Annotated in this window: 26 protein-coding genes; 3 read left to right on the top strand and 23 right to left on the bottom strand. The window is 70.3% G+C overall.

All coding sequences use genetic code 11. The features are described from left to right. Window positions 1-22 precede the first annotated feature (22 nt). The 8 genes from ACH35V_RS07670 to ACH35V_RS07635 are packed head-to-tail and all read right to left on the bottom strand — an operon-like array spanning window position 23 to window position 8,265. Complete coding sequence (locus tag ACH35V_RS07670) at window positions 23-1,324, bottom strand: MCE family protein (RefSeq protein WP_395970898.1); 1,302 nt, start codon at window positions 1,322-1,324, stop codon at window positions 23-25. Continuing rightward, the gene (locus ACH35V_RS07665) at window positions 1,321-2,409 is read right to left on the bottom strand and encodes an MlaD family protein (protein ID WP_395970897.1); all 1,089 of its coding nucleotides are present in this window, start codon (window positions 2,407-2,409) and stop codon (window positions 1,321-1,323) included. Before ACH35V_RS07665 ends, ACH35V_RS07670 begins: the two co-directional genes overlap by 4 nt. Beyond that, entirely contained in the window at window positions 2,409-3,440 is a 1,032-nt protein-coding gene (locus tag ACH35V_RS07660; RefSeq protein ID WP_395970896.1) for an MCE family protein, read from the bottom strand. Before ACH35V_RS07660 ends, ACH35V_RS07665 begins: the two co-directional genes overlap by 1 nt. Beyond that, a complete protein-coding gene (locus tag ACH35V_RS07655) occupies window positions 3,440-4,462 on the bottom strand; it encodes an MCE family protein (RefSeq protein WP_395970895.1) in 1,023 nt (340 codons plus the stop codon). Before ACH35V_RS07655 ends, ACH35V_RS07660 begins: the two co-directional genes overlap by 1 nt. Then, entirely contained in the window at window positions 4,462-5,541 is a 1,080-nt protein-coding gene (locus ACH35V_RS07650; RefSeq protein ID WP_395970894.1) for an MCE family protein, read from the bottom strand. The genes ACH35V_RS07655 and ACH35V_RS07650 overlap by 1 nt, the downstream gene beginning before the upstream one ends. Further along, window positions 5,538-6,611: an MCE family protein gene (locus ACH35V_RS07645; protein ID WP_395970893.1), complete on the bottom strand. Its 1,074-nt coding sequence runs from the start codon at window positions 6,609-6,611 to the stop codon at window positions 5,538-5,540. Before ACH35V_RS07645 ends, ACH35V_RS07650 begins: the two co-directional genes overlap by 4 nt. Beyond that, entirely contained in the window at window positions 6,608-7,462 is an 855-nt protein-coding gene (locus tag ACH35V_RS07640) for an MlaE family ABC transporter permease (protein ID WP_395970892.1), read from the bottom strand. The genes ACH35V_RS07645 and ACH35V_RS07640 overlap by 4 nt, the downstream gene beginning before the upstream one ends. Next, complete coding sequence (locus tag ACH35V_RS07635; protein ID WP_395970891.1) at window positions 7,462-8,265, bottom strand: MlaE family ABC transporter permease; 804 nt, start codon at window positions 8,263-8,265, stop codon at window positions 7,462-7,464. The genes ACH35V_RS07640 and ACH35V_RS07635 overlap by 1 nt, the downstream gene beginning before the upstream one ends. Window positions 8,266-8,477: 212 nt before the next feature. On the opposite strand from ACH35V_RS07635, the gene ACH35V_RS07630 reads away from it, so the two are divergent. The 3 genes from ACH35V_RS07630 to ACH35V_RS07620 all read left to right on the top strand — a co-directional run bounded on the left by ACH35V_RS07630 (window position 8,478) and on the right by ACH35V_RS07620 (window position 10,904). Further along, window positions 8,478-9,122, top strand: coding sequence for a MarR family winged helix-turn-helix transcriptional regulator (locus ACH35V_RS07630; protein WP_395970890.1), 645 nt, complete (start codon window positions 8,478-8,480; stop codon window positions 9,120-9,122). Between the two features lie 390 nt (window positions 9,123-9,512). After that, window positions 9,513-10,121, top strand: a complete 609-nt coding sequence (locus ACH35V_RS07625) for a lytic transglycosylase domain-containing protein (protein ID WP_395970889.1) — start codon at window positions 9,513-9,515, stop codon at window positions 10,119-10,121. A gap of 66 nt (window positions 10,122-10,187) precedes the next feature. Then, window positions 10,188-10,904 carry a TetR/AcrR family transcriptional regulator gene (locus ACH35V_RS07620; protein ID WP_395970888.1) on the top strand — a complete coding sequence of 239 codons (717 nt, stop codon included), beginning with the start codon at window positions 10,188-10,190 and terminating at the stop codon, window positions 10,902-10,904. A gap of 3 nt (window positions 10,905-10,907) precedes the next feature. On the opposite strand, the gene ACH35V_RS07615 is transcribed toward ACH35V_RS07620, so the two are convergent. The 15 genes from ACH35V_RS07615 to ACH35V_RS07545 all read right to left on the bottom strand — a co-directional run bounded on the left by ACH35V_RS07615 (window position 10,908) and on the right by ACH35V_RS07545 (window position 26,368). Next, window positions 10,908-11,990 carry a hypothetical protein gene (locus ACH35V_RS07615; protein ID WP_395970887.1) on the bottom strand — a complete coding sequence of 361 codons (1,083 nt, stop codon included), beginning with the start codon at window positions 11,988-11,990 and terminating at the stop codon, window positions 10,908-10,910. A gap of 151 nt (window positions 11,991-12,141) precedes the next feature. Then, window positions 12,142-13,392, bottom strand: coding sequence for a helix-turn-helix domain-containing protein (locus ACH35V_RS07610; RefSeq protein ID WP_395970886.1), 1,251 nt, complete (start codon window positions 13,390-13,392; stop codon window positions 12,142-12,144). A 167-nt stretch (window positions 13,393-13,559) separates the two neighbouring features. Further along, on the bottom strand, window positions 13,560-14,759 hold the full coding sequence (locus ACH35V_RS07605; RefSeq protein WP_395970885.1) for a helix-turn-helix domain-containing protein: 1,200 nt from the start codon (window positions 14,757-14,759) through the stop codon (window positions 13,560-13,562). Continuing rightward, complete coding sequence (locus ACH35V_RS07600; protein ID WP_395970884.1) at window positions 14,756-15,346, bottom strand: hypothetical protein; 591 nt, start codon at window positions 15,344-15,346, stop codon at window positions 14,756-14,758. Before ACH35V_RS07600 ends, ACH35V_RS07605 begins: the two co-directional genes overlap by 4 nt. A 30-nt stretch (window positions 15,347-15,376) precedes the next feature. Continuing rightward, complete coding sequence (locus ACH35V_RS07595; protein ID WP_395970883.1) at window positions 15,377-16,030, bottom strand: hypothetical protein; 654 nt, start codon at window positions 16,028-16,030, stop codon at window positions 15,377-15,379. Between the two features lie 84 nt (window positions 16,031-16,114). Beyond that, window positions 16,115-16,927, bottom strand: a complete 813-nt coding sequence (locus tag ACH35V_RS07590) for a hypothetical protein (protein WP_395970882.1) — start codon at window positions 16,925-16,927, stop codon at window positions 16,115-16,117. A gap of 105 nt (window positions 16,928-17,032) precedes the next feature. Next, window positions 17,033-19,150, bottom strand: coding sequence for a hypothetical protein (locus tag ACH35V_RS07585; RefSeq protein ID WP_395970881.1), 2,118 nt, complete (start codon window positions 19,148-19,150; stop codon window positions 17,033-17,035). Between the two features lie 85 nt (window positions 19,151-19,235). Beyond that, on the bottom strand, window positions 19,236-19,898 hold the full coding sequence (locus tag ACH35V_RS07580; RefSeq protein ID WP_395970880.1) for a hypothetical protein: 663 nt from the start codon (window positions 19,896-19,898) through the stop codon (window positions 19,236-19,238). 315 nt (window positions 19,899-20,213) lie between these two features. After that, window positions 20,214-20,768 (bottom strand): hypothetical protein, encoded by a 555-nt coding sequence (locus ACH35V_RS07575; protein WP_395970879.1) that lies wholly within the window; start codon window positions 20,766-20,768, stop codon window positions 20,214-20,216. Window positions 20,769-20,785: 17 nt separating this feature from the next. Beyond that, window positions 20,786-21,445 (bottom strand): hypothetical protein, encoded by a 660-nt coding sequence (locus ACH35V_RS07570; protein WP_395970878.1) that lies wholly within the window; start codon window positions 21,443-21,445, stop codon window positions 20,786-20,788. Between the two features lie 20 nt (window positions 21,446-21,465). Then, window positions 21,466-22,062 carry a hypothetical protein gene (locus ACH35V_RS07565; RefSeq protein WP_395970877.1) on the bottom strand — a complete coding sequence of 199 codons (597 nt, stop codon included), beginning with the start codon at window positions 22,060-22,062 and terminating at the stop codon, window positions 21,466-21,468. Beyond that, window positions 22,059-22,595 (bottom strand): hypothetical protein, encoded by a 537-nt coding sequence (locus ACH35V_RS07560; protein WP_395970876.1) that lies wholly within the window; start codon window positions 22,593-22,595, stop codon window positions 22,059-22,061. The genes ACH35V_RS07565 and ACH35V_RS07560 overlap by 4 nt, the downstream gene beginning before the upstream one ends. Beyond that, window positions 22,595-23,854 (bottom strand): MCE family protein, encoded by a 1,260-nt coding sequence (locus tag ACH35V_RS07555; RefSeq protein WP_395970875.1) that lies wholly within the window; start codon window positions 23,852-23,854, stop codon window positions 22,595-22,597. Before ACH35V_RS07555 ends, ACH35V_RS07560 begins: the two co-directional genes overlap by 1 nt. Window position 23,855: 1 nt before the next feature. After that, window positions 23,856-25,112 (bottom strand): MCE family protein, encoded by a 1,257-nt coding sequence (locus tag ACH35V_RS07550; RefSeq protein WP_395970874.1) that lies wholly within the window; start codon window positions 25,110-25,112, stop codon window positions 23,856-23,858. Further along, on the bottom strand, window positions 25,112-26,368 hold the full coding sequence (locus tag ACH35V_RS07545) for an MCE family protein (RefSeq protein ID WP_395970873.1): 1,257 nt from the start codon (window positions 26,366-26,368) through the stop codon (window positions 25,112-25,114). The genes ACH35V_RS07550 and ACH35V_RS07545 overlap by 1 nt, the downstream gene beginning before the upstream one ends.

Genomic DNA, 26,368 nt, shown 5'->3' with positions numbered 1-26,368 from the left:
CGGGCACTCCTCGGGGTTGGGGTCAGTCCTTGCCCCGACGACGCGGTCGGGTCAGGCGGGACACCACGGGCACCGAGCCCATCATGACCCTGATCAGCACCAGCAGGGCGATGACCGGGGGGACGTACACTAGCCACGCCGGCGGCCCGCCGGAAGAGTCTTCACTGGCATTCGCGGCCTTCTCGGCCTGCACGTTCTTCCGGTCGAGCGCGGGGTCGTGGGTGGGGATCGTCTCCCCCGGGTTCTTGGCCCGGTAGGTCTTCTGCGGCGTCACCGCGGGCATCCGCCCGCCGGGGCAGGTCTGCATCTTGTTCACCGCGGGCTGCGGCAGCGGGTACTTGTACTCCAGCGCCGCGGGCTCCTTCAGCGTGACCTGGAAGACGACGTTCAGGACGGGCTGGCCCTGGTCGATCCCGATCACGTTGTCCAGGACGACCTTCAGCGCCGGCGCGTACTGGAGCGTCTTCCGCAGGTCGGTCAGGTAGTCGGGGTTGTACCGCGAGAAGCCCAGGGTGCCGAGCATGTCGACGGCGCAGCCGAAGTCGGGGCCGGTCTCGTCCAGCAGGTCGTTGACCGTGTCGAGCAGCCCGGGCCCCCGGTCGCGCAGCTGCGCGATCTGGCCGCGGACCTGGCTGAGCGCGGCGGTGAGCGCGGCCAGGTCGTCGATCCCGGAGCCGAGCGAGCCGCGGTTCTGGTTCAGCACGCGGGTGATCCGCCCGAGGTCCCTGGTGAGCCCGTCGAGCAGCTCGGTGTTCTGCGCGAACGTCTGCGTCAGGTCGTCGCCGCCGTTGATGATCTGGCGGAGCGAGTCCTCGCGCCCGGCCCAGCCCTCGGCCAGCTCGTGGGTGAGGACCTTGGCGTCGTCGGGGTTGATCGCCTTGAGGGTGTCGATGACCGCGCCGAACAGGTCGCCGTACTTGGGCGGGACCTTCGTCTGCGACACCGGGATGACGCTGCCGGGCTTCATCGGCGGGGCGCCGGCCTTTCCGGAGCCGGGGGTCAGCTCGACCACCGGCTCGCCGACCGCGGACTTGCGGGCCGCTGCGGCGCTCACGCCCTGCGGGATCGTGACGCCGCGCTCGATGTCCATCCGGACGACGACCTTGTTCCTCTCCAGCTTCACCGAGTCGATCTTGCCGACGCGCAGGCCGAGATAGTCGACCTCGAAGTTCGGGTGCAGGCCGGGCGAGGACTCGAACTCCGCCGTGAGCCGGTACGGGCGGTCGATGAAGTCGAACCGGATGACGTTGTTGAACGCCCACACGGCCATCACCATGGCGAGCGCGGCGAAGACCGCCAGGTTGATCGTCAGCCGCCTGGTCATCCGCGTCCTCCCAGGATGGCGTCGAGGTCGGGGAGTGCGCCTTCGAGCTGGTCCGGGAGCTCGGGGGCGGGGGCGGGGTCCTGCCCGGTGCCCTTGTCCTTCTTGTTCTTCGGCTTCTCGCTGAGGCCGGGGAAGATCGGCGTCCCGTCCGGCCAGACGATGCGGACGATCGGGTAGAGCAGCAACTGGCCGTCATAGGTGGCCAGCGGGATCTTCCTCGAGAAGGCGACCAGGCCCTCCACCAGGGAGGTGAGCCGCTTGCGGTTGTTCCCGAGCTGGTGCAGGACGGGGTCGAGGTCCGCCAGCAGCTTCCGGAACCGCAGGATGCGTCCCTCCAGGACCTTGTCGTTGAGCTGGCGGGCCATCCGGGTGAGCCGGTCCACCGTCTTGACGATCTTGTCCTTGTCGTCGTTCAGCATCCGGGTGGTGCGTTCGAGCTGGCCGGGCGCCTCGTTCAGCGCGTCGTCGCCCTTCGCGAGCGAACGGCCCAGCTTGGCGAACCGGTCGACCGACTCGCCCAGCTCCCTGCGCTGGTCGGCGAACATCTTCATCAGCCCGCTGGCCTGCGCGATCGTCATGTTGAGCTTCTGGCCGTTGCCGTCCAGCGCGGTGGCCCCGGCGTTGACGACCGTTGCGACGTCGTCCCCGGCGAGCGCCTGGATCAGCGGGCCCGCCTGCCCGACGACCTGCTCGAACGCCGGCTGAACGCTGGTCTGCGCGATCGTGTCGCCGGTGGCGAGGAACGGGCCGCGGCCCATGCTCCCGCCGGGCGGCATCCGCAGGTCCACGTAGTTCTCGCCGAGCAGCGACGTCACCCTGATCTCGGCCCGGGTGCCCTTCGGGATCTTGACGTCGTCCTCGATGGACAGCGTCACCTTCGCCCGGTAGCCGTCCAGCCGGACCTTGGTGACGCTGCCGATCGTGATGTCGGACATCTTGACGCTGTGCCCGGCGACGAGCTGCTGGACGTCGTCGAACGTGGCCGTCAGCGTCAGGCCGCCCTTCGGCGCGCCCGCCGTCGTGTAGGAGCAGCCGGAGACAGCCAGGGCCAGGGCGACGATGAGAACGAGAACGGTCCTCCCCATCAGTTGCCTCCGTTCTGCCAGGGACAGTTGGAGTTCGGGGGCGGCAGCGGGCAGTCGACGTCGTCGCTGTTCATCAGGCCCTTCAGCCACGTCCGCAGGAACGCGTCGGTGGCGAAGCGGATCTGCAGCGACTTGTTCTTCGGGTTGTAGCCGTTGAGGAGCAGCTCGTTGACGCCGGGCAGCGCCTGGATCAGCTGCGCCAGCTCCTTCGCGTTGCCCTTGAGGGTGAGCGCGGTCCGGGTGAGGACGGCCAGGTCGTACGGGAGCCGTCCCTTGTACTTCTGGATCAGCTTGTCGCCGTTGTCCGCCAGCTCCAGGACGCCGCTGATCAGCTGCTGCAGCGCGCCCCGCTCGGCGGCGAGCACCCGGCTGGCCTCGCCGAAGTCGCGGATCACCGACCCGAGGACCTGCTCGCGTCCGCGCACCACCCCGGCCAGGCGGCTGAGGTTCTGCGCGACCTCGATCAGTTCCTTGTCCTGCCCGGCGACGTTCTCGACGAGGCGGGCGCTCTGCTCCAGGGTGGCGTTGAACTGCCTGCCGTTGCCGTTCACGGTGTCGGCGGCGTTGCCGAGCGCGTTCTGCATCTTCGTCGGGTCGAGCGCGTTCGCGAGGTTGGTGAACGAGCTGAGCGCGTCGTCCACCTCGACGGGCACGTGCGTGCGCTCGATGGGGATGACGTCGGAGGTCTCCTTCGGCTGCCCCGGCTTCCACGCCGGATGCAGGACGAGGTTGCGCTCCCCGATCAGGTTCAGCGGGACGATCGACGCCTGCACGCCCCTCGGCAGCGGGACGTCGTCGCGCAGCTGGAACGTCACCTTGACCTTGTCGCCCTGGTTCTCCACCTTCTCGACCAGGCCGACGTCCGCGCCCATCACCTTGACCTTGGACTCCGGGTAGAAGGAGCGGGCCTTCGGGACGTAGACGACCATCGTCCGCTGATCGCCGCCGCCGGACGAGGTGATCGAGCAGCCGCCGAGCGACGCGGTCATGGCCAGGACCAGCGCGACCCCGGCGATTCGCACCCTGCTCATCAGTTGCCTCCCTGCTGGCGCCGGGTGGAGACCGGGCCAGGCGGCTGGAGCGGGCCGAGGCCGGTGAGCACGCCCTCCACCCACGGCCCGTTGCCCTTGAGGACGGCGAGCTGCTGGAACGTCGGCCCGAGCAGCGAGAAGTCGGTGTTCAGCGCGTCCATGTTGGGGGCGAGCCTGGTGGTCAGCAGGTGCAGGTTGTCCAGGAGCGTGTTGAGCTCCTTCTGGTTGCTGGAGATCACGTTGGACAGCGTCCGGACGGTGCGGCTGCCCTGCCCGATCGTCGCGGCCAGCTCGTCGCGCCGGCGCACCAGCGTCTGCAGCAGCACCTGGCTGGCGTTGATGATCTCGCGGAGCTGCTCGTCCTTGGCGGCCAGCGTGCCGGTGATCGTCTTGCTGTTCTCGATCAGCTTCTGGATCTCGGGATAGGAGTCGTTGAGCATCCGGGACATGTCCTGGATGTTGACCAGGACGCGGTTCAGCTTCACCGCGCCCGGCGACTCGATCTTGTTGACCTGGGTGAGCAGCCGGTCGATGCTCTTCTGGTCGAGCTTGCCGACGATGTTCTGCGCGCCCTCCAGGGCGTCCGGGACGGTGAACGGGACGCTGGTGCGCGACAGCGGGATCAGGCGCCGCGACTCCGGCACGTCCGCCATGTACGGCTTCGCGACCGGTCCCGACAGCCGCAGGTACCGGCCGCCGAGCAGCGTCGTCGTCTGGATCTCGGCCCGGGTCTTCGGCCCGAGGTCGATCCCGGCGTCGACATGCCAGGTGACGATGATCTTGCCGCGCCGGAAGTCCGGCTCGACGGAGGTGATCCGGCCCGACTTCACGCCCGCGACCCGGACGTCCTGGCCCTTCTTGAGCCCGGCGGCGTCGCTGAACTCGCCGGTCATCGTGTAGCCGCGGTCGAGCAGGTGGAGCTGGCCGACGGCGAACGCGAACACGCATCCGGCGGCGAGCGCGGCCAGGGTGACGATCGCGACGACCTTCTGGTCGACGTCCCGCAGCGACTTCAGCGCCATCAGCCGCCCACCCCCAGCAGCATCTTCCGCAGCTTGGTGAGGTCGTCCTTGGACGGCGCCTCCGCGCCCGGCGACCTCGGCAGCGACATCGGGAACGGGCACGGGCCCTGCATGATGTTCAGGCAGAGCGCGTTCGTCCGCAGGTAGTGGCCGCCGTTGGCGGACGAGAACAGCTGCCGCAGCGTGAGCGGGAGCTGCTGCACCATCTTCTCCAGCTGGTCGACGTTCAGCCGGAACGTCTCGCTGAACTTTCCGAGGTTGTCGATGATGCGGCCGAGTTGCGCGTCGTTGCCGCCGAGCACCTGGTTGAGGTTGGTGGTGACGCCGGACACCTCCACGACGGCGTTCTCCAGCAGCCTGCGGTTGTTCGCGAAGACCTTGGTGAGCGACTCCAGGTTGTCGACGCTGGCCGCGATCTGCTTGTCGCGGGTGGCGACCGCGGTGCTCACCGTCTCGTAGTCGTCGATCATCTTCTGAATCGTCTTCCGGCGGGCGGCGAACGTCTGGAGCAGCACGTCCAGGTTGTTGGTCAGCAGGGTGATGTTCTGCTCGTTGCCGTCCAGGGCCTGGGAGAACGAGAACAGGATCTTGTTGAGCTGGTTCGGGTCCAGGCTGCGGGTCAGCGGGCCGAGGTCGTTGACGATGGCGCCGAGATCCACGACCGACCTGGTGTGCGGGACGCGGCCGCCGTCGTCCAGCATCGTCCGCTGCTTCCCCGGCTCCAGGTAGACGACCCGCTGGCCCATCACGTTGCGCCAGCGGATCGAGGCCGTGGAGTCGGACGGGATCCGGACGTCGTCGTCCACGGCCATGTCGACCACGGCCTTGCCCCGCTCGACCCTGATGCCCTTCACCTGCCCGACCGGCGTGCCCGCGACCTTCACGTCGTCGCCCTCCAGCAGCCCGGTGACGTCGTCGAACGTCGCGGTCAGCCGGTAGCGGGACGCGAAGCTCGTGCCGAGGATCTGCTGGCCGATGAAGAACGTGAGCAGCCCGGTGACCGCCACGAACACCAGGAACTTCAGCGTCGTGGCGCCGCCGGGGCCGCGCGCGGACCTGGCGCGCCGCCGGGCGCTCACGGCCGCCCTCCATTGGACTTGCGGGTCGGCGCCGCGGTGAACGCCGTCGTGGCCGGGTTGACCGGGCAGATGTCGATGAAGATCTGGCAGATGTCCAGCGGGAGGTCGTCGCGCGCCTGCGCGATCATCGTGCCCTCCGGGCCGGGGACGCGGATGATCTGCGCCAGCAGGTTGAAGAACCCGTTCAGGCTGTCCAGCAGCACGGGGATGTTCCGGCGCTGGCCGTTGAACACCGCGACGACCGGGCCGCCGGAGTCGATGATGTTGCCGAGGTTGTCGCCGTGCCGCTGGAGGTTGTTGCCGAGCGTGTCGCCCAGCCGGCCGGACTCGTCGAGCAGCTGCGAGACCTTGTCGGGACGTTCGTTGATCGTCCGGGAGAGCCGGTTGAAGTCGCCCGCGAAGCCGGCGATGGTGTCGCCGCGGTCGGCGAACGTCCCGGACAGGCCGTTGAGGTCGGCGAGCAGCGCGTTGATCGCGGCGCGGCTCTCGTACGTCGCGTCGACGACGATGGCGCCGTTGTCGATCGTCCGGCGCAGCGCGGGCCCCTGGCCGGAGAGCCCGCTGCCGAAGGTGTGCAGGATCGTGGCGAGCTCGTCCGGGTTGATGGCCTTGGTGAGCTTGTAGGTGGGCCACGCGGTGTCGGACAGCTCCTCCGGGTCCCGCGTCTTGGCGATCTTGCCGCCGTCCTCCAGGTACGGGCCGGTCAGCTCGTGCGCGCCCAGCTCCAGCGCGAGGTCTTTCGGCCCGAACACCGAGACCGGCTCGACCGCCGCGACCGTCGTGTCGGCGACCTTGATCCCCTTGTCGACGCGGAACCGGACGTTGACGCGGCCGCTGTCCACCAGGGTGATCTTGTCGACGGCGCCGACCGCGATGCCGCGGACCTTGACGTCCGACTTGCCCGGGTCCAGGCCCTGCCCGGCCCGTCCGAACGTCGCGTTGTAGTAGGTGGAGCCCTCGTGCGACGGCGTCGTCCCGACCGCGACGAACGCCGCGGCGGCCGCGATCACGCCCGCGCCGACCAGCCCGAAGACCGTCCGGGAGCGGCTCGACAGCGTCTCCTCGCTCATCCGGTCAGCCTCACCGTGCTGCCGTGGCCCCAGAAGATGTACGACAGGACCAGGTTCATCAGGATCATCAGGATGGTGGACTCCCGGATCGCGCGTCCCGCGGCGACGCCGACGCCGACCGGGCCGCCCGCCGCGTAGTAGCCGCGGTAGCAGTGGATGAACATGATGATGAACGCGAACACCGCGACCTTGATGACGCTGTAGAACACGTCGATCGGCGGCAGGTAGAGGTGGAAGTAGTAGTCGTAGATGCCGGGTGAGAGCCCGAAGTACTGGATGGTGATGAACCTGGTGGCGAAGAACGCCATGAACAGCGACACCAGATACAGCGGCACCAGCGCGATGACCCCGGCCGCGACCCGCGTGCACACCAGGTAGGCCAGCGAGTTGATGCCCATGACCTCCAGCGCGTCGATCTCCTCGGAGATCCGCATCGCGCCGATCTCGGCGGTGAAGCCGGTGCCGACCTGCGCGACCAGCGCGACGCCCGCGATGATCGGGGTCACCTCGCGGACGTTGGAGTAGCTCGACACCAGCCCGGTGAACGCCTCCGCGCCGATCCGCTCCAGGCCCGGGTAGCCCTGCAGCCCGACCATCGCGCCGGTGGCGAGCGACATCGTCGCGATCACGAAGATCATGCCGCCGCCGATGACGAGCGCGCCGACGCCGACGGTGATGTCGCTGACCTGCTTGGCGAGCGTCCGGCCGTACTTGCGCCTGATGACGATGTCGACGACCAGGTGGTACAGGACGCGGCCGAGGAAGACCGGCAGGTCGGCCGAGCCGGCGAGCCCGGCGGCCCGGCCGCGGACGGCCCGGCCCAGCTTGCGTACGGGGGAAATGGCGACCATCAGAACCTCGGGGGGAAGAGGACCTGGTAGATCATGGTGAGGATGTAGTTCGTCGCGAACACCACGATCGAGGTGACCACCACCGCCCTGTTGACCGCGCGGCCGACGCCGACCGGCCCGTAGTCGCAGTTCATGCCCATGTAGCAGGCGACGGCGGCGGCGATGAAGCCGAACACCCACGCCTTGAACAGGGTGATCACCAGGTCCGAGAACTGCAGCAGGGTGGTGGCGCCGTCGAAGAACGCGCCGGGGCTGACGCCCTGCTGGATGACGTTGAAGTAGTAGCCGCCCAGGACGCCCGCCAGGATCACGACCGAGCAGAGCAGTCCGGACACCATGCTCGCCGCCCACAGCCTGGGGGTGACCAGGCGGTGGACCGGGTTGATGCCCATGACCTCCATGGCCGCGAGTTCGTCGCGGATGTTGCGGGCCCCCATGTCGGCGGTGATGGCGGACCCGCCGACCCCGGACACCAGCAGCGCCGCGGCCAGCGGCGCGACCTGCTGGATCATCGCGGCGGTCAGCAGCGCGCCCGTCCCGGACTGCGCGCCGAGCTGCCGGGCGATGTCGCCGACCTGCAGCGAGATGGTCGCCCCGAGCGGCACCGCGATCAGCATCACCGGGACGCTGGTGACGCGCGCCAGGAACCAGCACTGCTCGATGAACTCGCCCCACCACTGGCGCACGTCCCAGGTGCGGCGCAGCCCCTCCAGGAGGGTCACGCACAGCAGGCCGGTCTCGTCGAGCGTCCGCCCGACGCGTCTGCGCGCCAGGTCCGGGGCCTTCGCGAGGCTCAGGGCCATCAGCCGGTGCCCTCCCCCAAGGGGGTTTGGTGAAGGTACAACCCAGCCTCCTTCGTTCTCGGACGTCGGCGCTCATCCGATAGACCACACGCGGAGCAGTGCGCCCAAGCAAGCACTCGGGCAACCCCGCATGTGATCTGAGGCACTCTATTGGAAGAAGGTCTAAGAAGCGAGTACTTACATGTCGATTCTTCCGCGGCTAAGATCATCCGGTGCGAACCGAGGCGCGACACGACACCGGACGGGACGGAACCGCGGGCATGGCGGCCGACATGGCGGACCTGGAGGCGGATGCCGAGGACCTGGCGGGGGACGCCGCGAACGGGGTCGACCCGCTGGTCATGGGCGTCCGCGACCGCTGGGAGGAGCAGGGGCTGCGCGGCGGGCCCTGGCCGTTCATGGCGATCTGCGCGGTGGGACGGCTCAACCAGCTGCTGAAGAAGGCCCTGGACATCGAGCTGAAGCGGCTGGACCTCACCCGGACCGGCTACTTCCTGCTGACGACGCTGGCGCTCACCGTCCACGGGCGGGCGCGGCTGAGCACGCTCGGCCGGATCCTGATGATGCACCCGACGACGGTGAAGCTCACCGTCGACCAGCTCGAGGCGGTGGGCCTCGTCGCCCGCAGCCCCCATCCGAACGACCGGCGCGCCACCCTCGTGGAGATCACCGCCGCCGGACGGGACCGGGCCAACGAGGTCAGCCTGGCGCTGGAGTCCCCCCACGGCGAGCTGGCGGCGTTCGACGGGCGGCACCGCGAGATCTTCGAGGCGCTGCAACCGGCGCGACTGGCGGCCGGAGATGTGGAACTCTTGAACCCTGGCGCGGGGCGGGATCGGGGGCGCCGCGACGGGTGAACCGCGGGTCACCCGGTCCCCGTACAGGCACATGGACCTCGTCTGTGGACGGCTGAGCCTCGTTCGTGGACGATCACATGGACGACACGACCCCGGGCGATAAGGCAGTCTTCTCCTATGCCACAGAGTCACGGCACACGCAGACGTCCCTCCGCCTCCTCCCGACGCGCCCGTTCCGGGCCGCGGGGATCGGAGGGTCGCGGCCGCGACGCCGTGCAGGTCCCCCCACCCCGCGAGGCGCCCGACGCACGCGGCCGGCGCGGACCGGGGCCGTACCCTCCCTACGATCCGTACGACCCGCACGGGACCGGGACGCCGCCCAGCGGCGCCCGCCCGCCAGGGAAACGGCGGATACGGCGGCTGCTGACCAGCAACGTCACGATCACGGTCGTGGCGATCTGCGCGATCGTCGCGGTGGTCGCGCTCGTCGACATCGGACGCTTCGCCGGCGACGACACCAAGCCGCCGAAGATGGCCGCGGGCGACCTGTCGACCAACGACATGCTCACCAGGCTGACGGCCGCGTCCGACATGGACCCGGTCGTCGCGGACGCGGTCGCCGCCGCCAAGAAGCGCGCCTACGAGAAGCACAAGCGCGAGCTGGCGGCGCTGAAGAAGAAGGCCGAGAAGGAGGCGGCGGCGCGGGCGAAGCTGAAGGCGCAGCAGGAGAAGGAGCGGCTCGCCAAGCTGAACCCGAGCGCCGGGCAGAACAAGGCGTACGGCAAGAAGATGAACGCCCTCAAGGGGTGGGACCGCTGCTGGCCGTCGCTGCTGACGCTGTGGATGCACGAGAGCGGCTGGAACGAGCGGGCCGAGAACCCGTCCAGCGGCGCCTACGGCATCCCGCAGGCGCTTCCGGGCTCGAAGATGTCCAGCGCCGGGAACGACTGGCGCACCAGCACGCCGACGCAGATCGCGTGGGGGCTCGGCTACATCAAGGCCCGCTACAAGGACCCGTGCGGCGCGTGGTCGTTCTGGCAGAACAACAACTGGTACTGAGGCCGCGCTAGTCGAGCCTCGCCGAGAGCCGGGTGCGGGCGGTGGGCCGCCTGGCACCATGGTGGGATGCGGACGAGCAGGGCCCGCGAGGGCGGCGAGGCGACCGGCGGCACCGGTGACGGAGGCGGTGGCGGTGGCGGAAGCGCGGGCGCGGGCGGCGGTGAGAGCGCCGGGGGCGCGGGCGGCGGTGGCGGGCGCCAGTGGGCGCGGGCCGACGCCACGCGGCAGGCGTTGCTGACCGCCGCGCTGCACGTCTTCGCCGACCGCGGCTACGCCGACGCGGGCATCGCCGAGATCGTCGAGCGGTCCGGGATCAGCGTCGGCAGCCTCTACCACCACTACGGCGGCAAGGCCGGGCTGTACGTCGCGCTGTGGGAGGACCTCAGCGCCGAGCAGGAGGCGAGCGCCGCGCAGGCCGTGTCCGCCGCGCGCAAGGACGGCGAGTCCGACCCGATCGCGCTGTTCATCGCGGGCGCCCGCGCCTACCTGCGGGTGTGCTGGGAGCGCCGGGACGCCGCCCGGCTGTTCCTCGGCGGCGAGGGCCCGTCCGGGTCGTCGCTGATGCGCCGCAGCCGCGCCCAGCACTGGATCGCGCAGAACACCAAGCTGCTGCGCGGGCCGTCCACCGGCGAGCCGGCCGGACGTCCCGAGCAGGTGCTGAGCCTCGTCCTCACCACGGTGATCGGCGAGACCGGGCGGGAGATCGCCACGGCCGAGAGCGAGACCGAGGCCACGGAGATCATCGAAGAGGTCTGCCGCATCCTGATCCGCCTGGCCCGCTGAGGGTCAGAGCCGGGCGGGACGAGCCTGCCGCATCGAGAACAAGGCGGGCCTGGGGCGGGCGGCGGGCTGCGGCGGGAGCGTGCGGAGCCGGGCGGGCGTGAGCTTCTTCCCCGCGACCCGGGTGCGCCGCCGGACGGCCCGCGGCGGCCGGACGTCGACGGCCCGGCGCATCAGCCGCAGCCTGAGCAGCAGCAGCGTCACCGACACCGTCAGCGCCGACAGGAATCCGGCCTGGAGCGCGCCCAGGTCCTGGACGGTGATCGGCTCGTCGGGAAGTTCACGCAGGCCGGACACCGGAACCATGGGCCCCGAGCTCGGCGCGATCTGCGGCTGGGCGATCGGCGGCAGCGCCACCTGGGGTCCGCGCATGCCCGCGAGCGGGTTGAACCCGGACGGGGTCAGCGGCGGGATCCCGGGCGGCAGGTTCGCGAGGCTCACCCCGGGCGGCAGCGCTCCGGAGGCGTCCGTGACGATCAGCTTGTACTTGCGGGACACGCTCCTGGCCTTGCTCGCGGAGGCCGCGGCCCGCACCGTGATCAGGCCCGGCTTGGCGTCGGACGGCGCCCGCACGGTCGCCAGCGTGGAGGTTCCACCGCCGCCGACAGAGCCGAGGCTCCGCGTCCGCGGGCTCACCGAGGCGCCGGACGCCGACAGCCGCAGGACGGTGTTCCCCGCCGTCGCGTACCTGGACGACACGCGCACGGTCGCGGTGACCGAGCCGCCGGGGCGCATCGTCGCGTCCGACACCGTCAGCCCGAGCGACAGCACGGGATTCTTCGGCTCGCCGGGACCCGGGTCCGGCGGATCGACGGGCGGATCGGTCGGGTCCGGCGGATCGGTCGGCGGATCGGTCGGAGGGTCAGTCGGCGGATCCGTCGGCGGATCGGTCGGCGGGTCCGTCGGCGGATCGGTGGGCGGATCCGTTGGAGGGTCCGTCGGCGGATCAGTGGGCGGGTCGGTCGGCGGGTCGGTGGTGGGTGGATCGGTCGGGGGCGGTTCGGAGGGTGCGTCGGTGGAGGTCGCGGACGGGTCCGGAGTGGGATCCGCGATCACCGGGGGCGCGCCCGCCATTCCGACGACCGCCATCACGGCGAATCCTGCCAGGACCGAACGGGCCGATCGTGAGCGCACCCTGAAAACACCTCCGCCGCGTCGCGACCATCCCGCCGGAATTGCGTCCAATCGGATGGAAGCATGGGGCGAACAGATAATTCAACCCTGCGTGCAAAGGTCCGCGTCAGTTGCTTGTGAAGCGCCGATCGGACGTTCCCTGATTGTCAACAAGTGCTTGTTTCTCCACCGTGCCATGATCACGTAGCCACATCGCGCGCAGCACGGCCTCGATCGCGAAACGCGCGTCGGGATCGGTCAGCCGGTCGCCCAGGATGTCCTCCAGGCGCCGCATCCGGTAGCGGACGGTCTGCGGGTGGATATCGAGCTCTTTGGCGATGCCGGCGGCCGTCCCGCGGCTCACCAGCCAGGCGCGCAGCGTGTCCAGCAGCCGGTCGCGCTGCCGGGGGCTGAACCCCGCCATCGCGCCGAGGTGGCGGCGCGCGAGCTGGTCGATGAGGGCCTGGTCGGAGAGGAGCAGCAGCGTGATCAGGTGCTCCTCGCAGTCGGTCACCGGGGCGTCCCCGAGCACGCCCGACTCCACCAGCCCGAGGGCGTGCCGCGCCCAGCGCAGCGAGTCGGCGGCGTGGCCGGCCGGGACCGCCGGGCCCGCGACGAGCTGCCCGTCCGGCAGGACGCGCAGCAGGGCCTGCCGCCGCTCCGGGGTCAGCGCGCCCGGGACGACGAGGAACGGCTCGGCCGCGGTGAGGTCGGCGAGCACGTCGTCCTCCAGCGCCGCCCGGACGTACTGCGCGCCGGGCGGGGCCACGACCACGGTGACCTCGTCCGGGATCTGCCAGCCGGCGCGTCCGGCGGCGTCGGCGAGGACGCGGGGCGACCCGAGCGGGCGCATCAGCAGTTCCAGCAGCCGCCGCCGGTGGCTCTCGGCCTCGCCGTCCGGCCGCGCGTCCAGGTAGCCCTCCAGCGCCAGCGCGGCGAGCTCGTCGATGTAGGCGAACAGCGCGTCGGCGAGCTGCGCCATGACCTCGGGCGACAGGTGCCTGCGGGGGCCGACCTTCATGATGCGCCGCCACGCGACCTGCGCGCCGAGCCGGAGCGCGGACTGGAGCGTGTCGAGCGTCCGGCCCTCCTGCGCCTCGAATCGGCCGAGCCGCCGGTACGTCTCGTAATGCCGTTCGCGCGGGGCCAGCGGATTCGCGACCTGCTCGACGAAATCGGTCAGGGCGCGTTCGACGCCGATTCGCAGCGCCTCCACATACGGGCCCTTCAGGTGGCGGCCGTATTCGGGGATCGTCCCGCGCACCTCGTGGACGATCTCCTGCGCGAGGCTGGGCAGTTCCGGCCGCATCAGCACGGCGAGCCTGCGCGGCAGCCTGGTCCGCCGTCGCACGACTCCCGGCGTCATCGTCTGCGCCATCGGCACACCTCCGAGAACGCCGCCGCCGCGGGCCCTGGCGTGTCCCGCGACATGTGAGCCGAACCACATTGAAGGTAGATCACTTATGTCAGGTCTCAAGGTAAAGAAAAGGCAAATTCACCAGTGTGTCAAGCCGTAGTGACACTCAGCGTCCAATAAAGGCGGGCTCATCGCAGCGACGCTCTCCGGTCCCGCAACCGGTGCGCCCGCAGCACCGCGTCCAGGACGAAACGCGCCGCCGGATCGGCCAGCTGCCGGTCGAAAGTCGCGCTGATCTGCCGCATCCTGTACCGCACGGTCTGCGGATGCAGCCGCAGCAGCCGGGCCGCCTCGACCGCGTTTCCCTGCGCCTCCAACCACGCGCCCAGGGTTTCGGTCATGCGCATTCGCCGGCTATGTGTCATTCCCGACAGGGCCGCGAATTCCCGCCGGGCGAGCTGGTCGAGCAGCGCCCCGTCCGACAGCAGCCACAGTTCCAGCAGATGCCGCTCGCACAGCGTCGGGCCCGCGTCCTCCAGCACACCGGCCTCCACCAGGCCGAGCGCCCGCCGCGCCCACCGCAGCGAGTCGGCGGCCTCCGCCAGCGGGACGGTCAGCCCCACCGCGGCCCGCCGGTCCGGCAACGCGCCGTGCAGCATCGCCCCCCGCTCCGCGTCATGGCCCCCCGGAACCAGTAAATGCGGTTCGGCGTCCGCGAGATCGGCGAGGACGTCCTCGTCCAGCGCGTCCCTGACGCACCGCGCCCCCGCCGGGACGGCGACCATCGTCACCTCGTCCGGCACCCGCCACCCCGCCGCCTCCGCCGACTCGGCCAGCGCGCCGCCCGCCGCCCCGGGCCGCAGCACCAGCCGCAGCAGCCGCCGGTGGACGCCGGACACCTCGTCCGCCGACGACTGCGCCTCCAGGTAGCCCTGCACCGACAGCGACGCCAGCTCGTCGATGTAGGAGAACAGGGCGTCGGCCAGCCGCGTCATGACGTCGGACGGCAGGCGCCTCGTCCGCCCGACATGCGCGACCCGCCGCCACGCGACCTGCACGCCGACCCGGTACGCGGCCTGCAGCGCGTCCAGGCTCCGCCCCTGGTAGGCCTCGCTGCGCCCGAGTTCGCGGCACAGCTCGTCCCGCCGCTCGTAGGAGTCGCGGCCCCCGGACACCTGGTCGACGAACGCCGCCATGGCCTGCTCCACGGTGACCCGGAAGGCGGCCGGCTTCGGCGTCCCCTCCTGCCGCCCGTACTCGGGCACCGACCGCCGCACCTCCCCGATGACCTCCTCGGCCAGCGACGGCAGCTCGGCGCTCAGGATGGCGATGACCTGGGGCGGAATCGGCCCAGGACGACGCCCTCGCCCAGCGAGCGTCCCGGTCACGGACTCGTCACCGTGTGGGGATCTCCGTCCTGCACGTATCCTCCGTCGAGGCCTCCCAGACCATCCTCGATCGTGATCTGGCCGTTCGAATTCTGGTACGAGAGTCCCACCGCGCCCGGCTGCCCGCCGGGACCGCCCAGTTCGAGCTCGCAGCCGTCGCTGCCCTCGCCCTTCGCGACGACCCCGGTCACCTTGCCCTTCACCGTTCCCGCGATCACGTCGTAGGACTGAGCCTGGAACCTCCACGGGAGCGCGAGCGCCGTCACACGAACCAGCAGCCCACCAGGGCCGTTGCACTCGCCGTCCCCATTGTCCGTGTGCGAGAAACTGATCGCATCAATGGCCACCAGGTCTTCTCCGGAGAGCCCGGTTCCCGATTTCGCGGTCGATGTCGACGTCGAGTCGTCGCAGGTGACCACCGCGCCCGTATCGATATTCTCGACATTCAGGTTGAGCATGTTGTGGGCGGTGATCTCCCCACCGGGGAGGAACGTCCAAGTGGCGGTGGTGCCGGCGGCCACAGTCGCGAGAACGCCGGCACCGGCCAGGGCGATCGCCGCCGGCCGACGGTAACCGATTCTGCGCATTTCTTCCTTCAGGGCTTCGCGATCATGCGGTCAGGGGCTGGAGATGGTCTGCGCCGGGGACACGGGGAGGGACGCCGCGAGTTCGACGGCGTCGCCCGTCGCGACCAGATCGGTGGTGCAGCGGTAGTTGGTGAAGGTGACGCTCAGGTGCGCACCGGTGAGATTCAGGATGTGGTCGCCGTTGGCGTAGGTCGCGTCCGTCCAGCCGGGGCCGCCGTCGGGGGCGCTGACGTCCATGCGGCAGCCGTTCGACGCGTCCAGGGTGAGGTTGATGTTGCTGAACGTGCCGGTCGTCCTGCCGGTGGCGGCGTCGTGGGCGGTCGCGTACAGGTCCCAGGGGAGGTTGACCACGGCGGCCGTGGTGGTGAGGGAGTTCGGGCCGTTGCAGCCGGCGAGTGAACCCTGGTCGAACGAGATCAGGCCGTAGCCCGACTGGTCCGCGCCCGGCGGCGCGGTTCCGGAGAAGGACGCGGTGCATCTGATCGTCCAGCCTTTGGTCGTGTTGCGGATCTCGGCGGGGGCCGTGGCGGCGACACCGCCGCCGGGCGAGACCGTCCAGGTGTCCGCGTTCGCGTGGGCCGGACGGACGGGTGCCGTGACGAGGGCGGCCAGCACCGCGGCGAGCAGGGTCGCGAGGACGAGGGCCGGGCGCAGGCCCGGCGCGGTGAACGAGGACAAGCGCATGGCCCGTTCCTTTCGGCGTGCCGGACGAGGGCAGGCCGCGCCCGCGGGGGGTGGTCGGCTCGCAGGCGCGGCCTGGCTGTGCGGCTATGCCGGCAATGAGGCGTAGGTCCGGTAGCCGACGTACTCGTTGAAGACCATCGAGTTCTTGCCCGCGGCGGACGGGACGCCCGCCTGGAGGTTCACGATCTCGTTCACCAGGCCGAAGTCGAGGGCGCAGCCGCGGGCGCCGGGAACCGAGAACGAGTTGTCGACATGGCCGACCGAGCGGATGACGACCGGGCCGTCGGTGCCGATGATCACCGGCGGCTTGCCGGTGATCGGGGTGTTCGGCGGCGGCGGGCTGGTGGTGCCGGTGATCAGGTCGAGCTTGATCGGGACGCTGTCGTTGCCGATCATGCAGCTGCCGCCGATGAACGGGTTGGTCAGCCGGATCTTCATGTTCATCTTGACCTGGAAGTTCGAGTACTGGAAGCCGCCCGCGTACTCCGGCTTGGCATAGACCGCGGTCAGGATCGGGTCGCCGAAGATGCCCGGCATGACCAGCATCTTCTCGGAGCGGAGCGTGCCGAAGATCGGCGTGTGCTCGCGGGTCGCCGGATCGTAGGACGTCGCGAACGTCATCCGGATCGGCTTGTCGATGTTCTGCGTGAACTTCCCGAGCACCATCTGGCCGCTCGTCACGACCGCGTTGAAGCAGAGCGACGACCTGGGCTCCGCTCCGGCGGGCAGCGTCGGGCAGTCGGAGAAGTCGAAGGTGGGGATGGGGTCGTCCGCGAGCGCGGGGGCGGCGGGCGCGGCCTGCGCGGGGATTCCGGCCGCCATGGTCAGCGCGGTCGCCATGCCCGCCACGGGCAGCGCGACCTTGCCGATCCTCCTGATCACTCTGGTTGCCTTCACTGTCGGTCCTCTCCTCCTACCTGGTCGGGACCGTGGGCCGGTCCCGGGCGAAACAGCGGTGGGAAACTGCGGCCTTCCTGGCGAGAAAGGACAGCACTGAAATTTCTATTCGGGTGGCTTGGACATGATGATCTTCTGCCCGGGCGGGACCGGCAGGAAATTGAACACACCCTGCATGTCGGACCGATTTTCTGTCCACATTCCTGGCGGGCAGTCACCGGTCTGGAGATTACTGTTGATCCCATTCGCCTGGAACTTGTTGTCCGAATAGGTGCCGAGGAAAGAGGTATATCCACGGTACGTGCCACCGGACGGCAATGCTGCGCTGTCGCCGAGATGCAGCTCGCAGGTCTCCTTGGCGCCATCGCCGTCGACATCCTGATCCTTGACCGCGACGGTGAACTGCACAGCCTGCACCTGGATATTGGGTTCGCCATTGGCACCCAGCACATGAGAGACGTTGAGAGTCCAGGGCTCAGGGTTGGCCCGGACGGTCACCGGAATATCCGATGCGGCGCCGTAGCTGCATCCGGAAAATTCCCGATGCTTGATCGTTGCGAGCTTGAATCTCGGCTGCCACTGGCCGCGCGGGAGGGTGAACTTCATGCTGGCGGTCTCGCACCTGATCACGCGGCGCAGCCCGTCGTACTCGCGCATCTCGAACGGCTTCGCGACCGCGGTCACTTCTCCACCCGGCGTTACCGTGACCGTCTTCGGCTCGGTGTTGGTGTCCGCCGGGCACTTCGACGGGTCCGGGTTACCGGCGTTCAGGGTGCACCACCGGCCCGACTCGAGCTGCACATAGTTGCCCGCACCTGACGTCGTCGCGGTCAGCAGTGGGCTCAGGTCCTCGCCTTCACCGCAACCACTGAACGCCGGCACCTCGACATGGCCGGTGTAGGTACCGCCGTCGGTGAAGTTGTTCGCCCCGATTCTTTCGTTCCCGAGATAGCTCGAAACCGTCAGCGGCATCGGGCCGGCACTGCATTCGTCGCCGACCGCGATGGGTGTTCCATTGACCGTGACACCCGCTACCTGGACCTTCGTGCTCGCCTTGACCCAGATCGTGTTCACCGCAACGGAAGGAATACTGCCGTCGTTCCACATGTCGGCACGGAAATTGGCGTTCCTGTTCCCGTTCGACTGGGCAGTCGGGACTTGGACGACCTTCGCCGCAACCGTGGTGGGCATGAACCCGAAGCCCAGCATGGTCGCCTGTGACGTGGCAGGCACCGCCAGAATATAGCCGCGGTACTGAATGTAGTTGTTGTCGCTCCGATCGACCCATGCCTCGACACTGTTCCGGATCCGTCCCTGCACGCCGAGCGGCAACGCGGTCCCCAGTTTCTTGGAGTTGGCGAATCCCGACTGACGGGCGCATTGGGGACGCCCCGCGCTCGAGAGATACCGGGCTTCCGGGGGTGCCTTCGGAAAGTCCGCGGTGTCCACCGCCATTGCCGGATCCTTGTTGTATCCGCCGCCGGGCTCGGTCGGCGCGGGCATCGCGGCGCAGTTCGGATCCTCATCCGGAAGCTGCCCGTCCGCGGCCGTGCCACCGGTGGGCTCGCCTCCGGGTGCCAGGGCGGTTCCGCTGCCCGAAACGGATCCGCGAATGAGCGTGCCGTAGCTCTTCAGGGCGCAGACAGCCTGCACGGGCGGCGTGCCCGTGCTCCCCTCGCCGCCATTCAGGTCAAGTTTGAGGTTCGGCGCGATCCAGGCCACCTCTCCTGGAGAGACGACGATGACCGCGGGAACGGGACTCGTCCCCTTCAATACGAGCGGTCCGGGACGCGCGGGCTCGTCTCCGCTCGTCCTGAGATGGAAACTCGGCCATCCCGCGTCCGCCAGCCGGCCGCCATGACTGATGGTCACCGCGCTGCGAAGAATGCCCGACAGGCGCGTCCCCGGCATGCCCGCGGCCTGGACGGGGTCTTCCGCCTTGCCGACCTGCCGCTGGACGTCCGTGACCATCCTTTCCGGCAGTCGCAGCGAAAGGGTCACGTCTCCCGGCGCCAGTGTCCTGCCCGGCTTCGCCGTCAGGCGGACCCGCGAGCTGGATGCGCGCAGCGTGACGTCATAGGTGCCGGACGGCGTCGAGCACACATATGAAAGATCGTTCCCGGTCGTGGCCACCGCCTCGGGGAGGGGTGCGATGACGCCGCCGACGACGACCAGCCCCGTCGCTCCGGTGCTCAGGGCCGATCTGCGGGATACGAGCTTCATGGACATCCTCGTTCTTCGGGTGGAGCCGCATCCCCTCGCCGGGGATGCGGCCCGCGCTATCTCAGGACCCGATCGGTGCCACCGGTCAGGACATGGTGATGATCGGGAACGCCGGGGGCGTGTCGATGATGTACTCGCCGTCGAGCCCGATGTGGTCGCCGACGTTGATCAGGAGTGGATCGCAGAGCCCGTTGTCGGAGACGACCTGGAGGTTGTTGTCGGTTCTGGCCGACAGGTTGAGCTTGCCGGTGGAATTGGTGTACCGGCCGTTGATGACGCCTCCGATGCCGCCGGGTCCTGCGATGTCCGCCTCGCACCCGTCGCTGCCGACGATGTGCGCCTTGACGCCCTCGATGCGACCGTGGGTCACGCCGTTGACCGCGTCGTAGGTCTCGCCGATGAGGTTCCACTTCAGGCCCACCGCCTGGATCTCGACGAGCAGACCCCCGGGGCCGTTGCACTCGCCGCCGACGTTGTCGGTGTGGTGGAACTCGATGCTGTCGACCGTGGCGAGCGGGGCGTTGTCGCTGACGCCGTTGTCGAGGGTCGCTCCACCCGTGGAGTTGTTGCAGGCGACGACGGCGCCGGTCTCGATGTCCTCGGCGATGAGGTTGATGGTGTTGTGGAAGGTGCGCGCGCCGCCGTTCTGGACGTTCCAGGTCGCCGCGGAGGCGGGGGTCGTGGTGAGAGAAAGGGCGGTGCCGGCGAGGACCGCCGCGGTCAGGCTGGTGCGGATGAGCTTTCGCATGTCAGTTCTGCTTCCCTTCTGGGGGTGGCTGCTCGGCTAGTAGGGACACTGACCGCGTTTCAACAAAGGCGAACTCCTTTTCGCGGGGACGGACGATCGGCGAGACCCTCCGAAGCCTTTCTCGGACATCGGCTCCGGCCCAGGACCACCCCTGTCCCGCCGCCTTTCCTACCAAGGAAACTACGCGCGAGTAACCTGTTCTTCAATACCCGCTCGCAATTTTCTTGGACAATTCGTCCAGCCTCGCGAAAAATTGTCACCTGCTGAGCCTTTGATCTTGCTCTTCCTGTCGCCGGGAACAATGCTTAATGGACGTCATCCTCCCGCCAGCGTGTCGATCTCGCTGATCTTCCATTTGCCGCCGGCGTGGATCGCGTCCACCGCGAAGACGGCGGCGGAGTGGCTCGTCTGGTTCTTGTCGGTGCGGGTGTTGCGCTGGTCGGCGAACACGAGCAGGCGGGCGCCGTCCCCGGAAAGGGACTTCACCGCCGAGTCGGTGACCGTCGTGGTGAGGACCTGCTTCTGCTCGGGCGCCTGCTTGCGGACCAATGCGAAGAGCTCGTTGTACTGCTGGACGGCCTTTCCGGTGAGCACCTCCTGCGCGGCCTTCTCGGTCTTGGCCACGTCGGCGTAGTTGTAGGAGAACGCCGTGTTGACCGCCGTGGTGATCTGCCCTTTGACCTCGGCGGTGCGGCCGTTGTCGCTGAGCGCGTCGTTCTCGGCGGACGCCGCGCCCGCCAGCTCGCCGGTCTGGCCGTGCAGCCAGGCCGCGGCCACGCCGAAGGCGATGGTTAGTGCGCCGAGGAATAGGACGAGACGGCCGCGGCCGGTGCCCGGGAGCGCGCGTCCGAGCGTGCTGATCGCTACCATTTCCGTGCTCCTCCCGCTCAGGGCGTTCCGGACGGCGCCTGCCCGAGAGCCGACAGTTTCCAGCCCGCGGACGTCCTGGTGAGCTGTCCGGCGAACCGGCGCAGGTTCGTTGTCGGCCGCCCTCCATCGCGGGCGATGGTGATGCTCACGGCGGCGATCACGGCCGCCTTTCCGGCGCGGGTGTCGAGTTCGGTGAGGGCCGATTCGAGAATCTTCGCGGTGCTCGTCGTCTTCGCCTTTTCGATATCGCTCTTGAGCCGCGAGCGCCCCTGGACGATCTCGTCGTAGAGCTGCGCCGTCGAGGAGTCCTGCCACATCTTCAGGCCCGCGTCCACGCTGCGGTGGTCGAGGGTGTTGAGATTGACGATCGCCTGCCCGGCGGCGGCGAGGACCTCGTCGCGGTCGGCGGCGTAGGCCAGCGAGTCGTCGCCGGACGCCGAGCGGTACGAATGGCCGAACCACCCGCAGGCCAGGGCGGCGATCAGGGTCATCGCCAGGGCCACTCTGACCAGCGGGTCCCCGCGGAGGCGGCGGGACGGCTCCCGCTCTCCGGCCGCGGTCCCGCTCCCACCCGTCTCGGCCCCGGCCTCGGTCTCGCCGGTCCCGGTCCCGGTCTCGGCCTCGGGTTCGGGTTCGGGTTCGTTCACCACCGGGTCTGCCGTCTTCGTCCTGGTCACCTGAATTCCACCCCTTTCCTTCAGGCGGCACGGAGGTCGCTGATGCGCCGGCCGTGGTCGTCGCGGGCCGTGACGACGAGCTGCGCCGCGACGGGTGAGCCGGTGGGCTTGCCGTCGCGGGTCGCCGTCTGTTCGAGCAGGACCAGCAGCACCGCCGTCCCGTCCCGGGTGAGCTTGATCAGCCCGGCCTTGGCGACCTTCGTGGTGAGGGTCAGCCTCATGACCGGGGCGTTCTGCCTCACCAGGCCGAACAGCCGCCGGTAGTCGTCCCTGGCGCGGCCGGTGAGCACCTCGTTCGCGGCCCGTTCGGTGGCCGCGGGGTCGGTGTGGGTGTAGGTGAAGATCCGCGTGATCTTCGCGGAGACGTCCGCGATGACCCTGCCGGTGCGGGCCTTCTCGACGAGGGCGCGGTTGGCGGCCGGTGACCGCTCGCTCCGCCTGCCGGCCCAGCCGTCCACGGCGAGGGCGGACAGGCAGATCGCCAGGGCGAGGGCCACCGGCCACCCCAGCCCGGCGACCCGCCCGAGTGCCGGTCTGAGCGGGTGCCGGGAGGGCTTCTTCTGCCGCGGGATCGGGACGCGCCGCGCGGGCCGCCGGTCCTGTCCGGTGACGCTCATGGCGTACCCCCGGCGGGCGCCAGCGGTCGCAGCGCGCTGATCTTCCACGTGCCGCCGACCCGCCGAAGCTCTGCCTCGTACCGCCTGCGGAGCTCCGTGCCCTGGGCTCCGTCCCCGGCGGGTGCGGTGAAGATCCGGACGGACGCGATCACCGCCGCCTCGCCGCGGTCGAGGCGCGTGACGGCGAGCGCGGTGACCCGCCCGCGCGAGGCGGCCTTCTGCTTGGCGGCCCTCGCCCGCGCGGCGGGCATGTCGCGTTTGAGCGCGTCGTGGAACGGGCCCGTGGCGACGTCCAGCCAATGCGTCAGGTCGAGCTCCGCGACCTTCGGGTCGACGCTGTTGAGCAGCGCGAGGTGGCGGACGGCGGTCCGGCTGACCTCGTCCCGCGTGGACGCGAGATCGTGGTCGGCGCCCCGGCCCGACTGGATCAGCGACCAGAGCGACAGGCACAGGAAAACGGTCGCGGCGGCCGTGAGCACGTAGCCCGCCGGACGGATCGACCGGACGGGCGCGCGGAGCACTCCGGCGTCCATCACGGGCTCCCGAGTCCGAGGAGTGTGCGCAGGTCGGTCGCGGGCGCCGGGGCGGGCGCGGGGGCGCCGGCGCCGGGCAGCCCGAGCGCGGTGAGCAGGTCGCCGGTCGGGGTGCCGCCGAGCGTCCCCGGCCTGGCGGGCGCCGGGACGCCCTTGCGCGGCGCGTTCGCCGTGCCGCGCACGTTGATGCCGCTGCCGGGCGGCTCGGCGCAGCGGGCGCGGGTGTTGAACGCCGGCGCAGGCGACAGGTCGAGGCCGTTGCGGTAGTGCGTCCCGCCGTAGCCGCGCGTGCAGGGCTGCGGGTTGAAGAACGTGGTCACCAGGCCGAGCCGGATCTTGCCGCCGGCCACGATCGTGGAGCCCACGGCCGCGACCTTCGGCAGGTTGACGAGCAGCTCCTCGATACCTGCCTGGCGCGGCGCCGCCACGCGCGCGGTCGTCAGGAGGTTGGACAGCAGCAGGCCGAAGCCCGGGTCGAGGTCGTCGAGCAGTCCGGACAGGGCGTTCGCCGCCCCCGGCCCGTACTCGATCACCTGGCGCAGGTCGCCGTCGGACGCGCGCAGCCGCGCGGCCAGCAGGCGGGAGCTGGACGCGAACGACTTGAACGCCGCCGACATCTCGTTCTGCGTCCGCAGCACCGCCGCACCGTTGTGGATCAGCGCGCGGGAGTCGGGGAACGCCTGGTCGGACGCCTCCACGAACCGCGCGCTGGTGTCGAGGAGCTGCTGGAGGTGCGGGCCCTGCCCGGCGAACGCCAGCCCCAGCTCGTCGATCAGGACCTTGGTGTCGTTCAGCGGGAGCGACGCGGCGAGGTCGTTGACGCTCTTCAGCGTCTCGTTCACCGGCGCCGGGGTGACGGTGACGCTGCGCGGGATCGTGCTCCCCTGCGCCAGATACGGCCCGGAGTCGGCACTCGGACGCAGGTCGACGTACTGCTCGCCCACGGCGGACCGGTTCGCGACGACGGCCTGCAGGTTCTTCGGGATCTTCGGGGCCGAGCCGTCGATGCGCAGCTCGGCGATGACGCCGTCGTCCGAGAGGTCGAGCCCGCCGACCTTGCCGACGGTCACGCCCCGGTAGGAGACGGCGGAGCCCTCGAACAGCCCGCCGGTGGTCGCCAGGTCGAGCCGGACGGTGTAGTACCCCCGCATCCCGACGTAGCGGCCGAGATCGGCGTAGCCGACACCGAGGTAGCCGACCACCACGACCGCGATGAGGACGAACGCGACGATCTTGACGCGGGTGACCGCGGTCAGCATGTCAGTTCCCCTCTCCGAGCGTCGGCAGCGGCAGGGCGGGCTCCCCGCCCGAGCCGCCCGAGCCGCCCTGGCCGCCCGGCGGCGCCTCCGGCGCGGACGGAGCCGCCGGGCCGGGCGGCGGCGACGCGGACGGCGTGCCGGACTCCGGCTCGCCCTTCCCGACGTCCGGGCACGGCACCGGCAGCGGTCCGGTGGGCGGCGGGGCCTCGGCGGCCAGCGCCCGCAGCCGCCGCAGGTCGGCGCGCGGGTCGTACTCCTTCGCCGGCGGGACGACGCAGTCGTTGCCCGCCGCGGCGACGACGGTCAGGTAGCCGTTCAGGTAGTCGCCCTTCACGGCCTTGAGCGCCTCGTCGGTGAACGGGTAGGTGAGCAGCACCTCAAGCGACTTCGGCAGGTCGCGGCCGGAGTCGGCGAGCTTGCGCAGGACGACCGCGAGGGACCGCAGGTCGGCGACCGTGTTCTCCTTGCTGGCGTTGATCGTGTGGATGGTGATGTCCGCGAGCCTCTCCAGCTTGCGCAGCATCTCCAGGAGCTGGGCGCGCTGCTCGTGCAGCACCTTCAGGCCCGGTGACAGGCCGTCCAGGACGGTCTCGACCTGCCCGTTGCGGGACGCGACCGTGGACGACAGCCGGTTGAGGCCGTCCAGCGCGTCCACGATGGCCTGGCGGTTCCGGTTGAGGGTGCCGGTGAAGGCGCTGAGGCTCTCCAGCGCGGAGCGGACCTTGTCCTCCCGGCCGCCGAGCGCCTGGTTCAGCTCCCGGTTGATCGTCCGGATCTGCGGGAGCCCGCCGCCGGACAGCAGCAGCGACAGCGCGCCGAACACCTCCTCGGTGTCGGCGTTGCGGGTCGTCCGGGCGAGCGGGATCGTCGCGCCGTCGGCGAGCCGCCGCGCGGACGGCACGCCGGTGGGCGCGGCGAGCTTGATGTACTTCTCCCCCAGCAGGCTGGACTGCTCCAGGTTCGCGACCGCGTTCTCCGGGAGGCGCACGTCGCCGTGCACGACCACCGTGACCTCGGCGTGCCACGCGCCGTCCGGCAGCGTCACCTTCTTCACCCTCCCGACCGGGACGTCGTTGACCCGGACGGCCGCCTGCGGGACGAGGTTCACCGCGTCCTCGAACTGCACCTTCACCGTGTACGGGTGGTCGCCGAGGTCGGCGCCGCCGGGCAGCGGGATGTCCTCGATCCGGGTCGAGCAGCCCGCGGCCAGGACGGCGGCGGCGGTGCAGACCGCGACGACGAGCTGTGGCGCACGCATCAGCGGCCTCCCTCTCCACCGGACCCGGAACCGGACCCGGAGCCGGGACCGGCGTAGGTCGGCCCGGCGGGCGGCAACGGCAGCGCCGGGACGCCGGACGTCTCCGCCGGCGGCACCGCGACCAGCCCGCCCTTCTCCAGCCGCTCGCACTGGTCGCGCAGCGCCCTCGTCGCGGACGCCGCCGCCGCGCACACCGGGCTCGCCTCGGCGGCGGGCGGGTCGACGCCCGCCTGGCCCGGACCGCCGAACGCCTTGGTGATCTCCAGCAGGTTGCCGCGCGTCATCAGCGACCGGGTGTTCGGGTCGTAGGCGTTCAGCGCGTTCTGCGTCAGCAGCGGCGCGGTGTCGAGCAGCTCCGCGAGGGCCGCCCGCTGGTCGACCAGCACCTGCGTGATGCGGGCGAGCTTGTCGATGTTGCCCTTCAGCAGCCCGCGGTTGTCCTCGACGAAGTCCTTCACCTGCGGGAGCGCCTGAGCGAGGAGCGCCAGCGCCGCGCCGAGCTCCTCCCGGTCGGCGGCGAGGAAACCGCTGACCTCCGCGAGCTGGCTCTCCGCCTGCCGGATCTGCCCGTCGTTCGTCCGGAACATCTCGCTGAATTTGTTGAGGTTCGCGACGGTCGCGTACAGGTCGTCGCTGGAGTCCGACAGCGTCTGCGACGCCTTGCCCAGGTCGGCGATCGTGGTGTTGAGGGCCTTGCCGTTCCCGGCGAGGTTCGCGGCGCCGACGCGGATGACGTCCGACAGCGCGCCCTGCGCGTTCACGCCCTGCGGCCCGAGGTCGGACGAGAACCGCCGGACGGCGTCGTAGAGCTGGTCGAGTTCCATCGGGGTGGCGGTGCGGCTCACGTCGATGGACGCGCCGTCCGCCATCTTCGGACCGCCCTTGTAGGCGGGGTCGAGCTGGACGTACCGGTCCGACACCAGGTTCGGCGCGATCACCACGGCGCGGGCCCCGGCCGGGAGGTCGACCTCCTCGTCCACCCGCATGACGGCCTTGACCTGGGCGCCGAGCGGCTCGATGGAGTCGATCGACCCGACCTTCACGCCGAGGACGCGGACGTCCGAGCCGGGGTAGACGCCGATCGCGGTGGCGAAGTAGGCGGTGATCCGCCGGGTCGGGCCGCCGGTCAGCGTGGGGATCAGCGCGACCGCGGCAAGGATGACGGCGACGACGACGAGGGCTTCCAGCGTCCGCGTCCGGTGGCCGCGGATCAGGGACGGCAGCCGCGGCGGCTTCGCCGTGCGCGTGGCGGCCAT

Origin of the sequence: Actinomadura sp. 1N219 (assembly GCF_044326405.1) — a bacterium.
In the GTDB taxonomy this organism is placed as follows: Bacteria; Actinomycetota; Actinomycetes; order Streptosporangiales; family Streptosporangiaceae; genus Spirillospora.
This window is presented reverse-complemented; position numbering and strand designations above follow the sequence as displayed.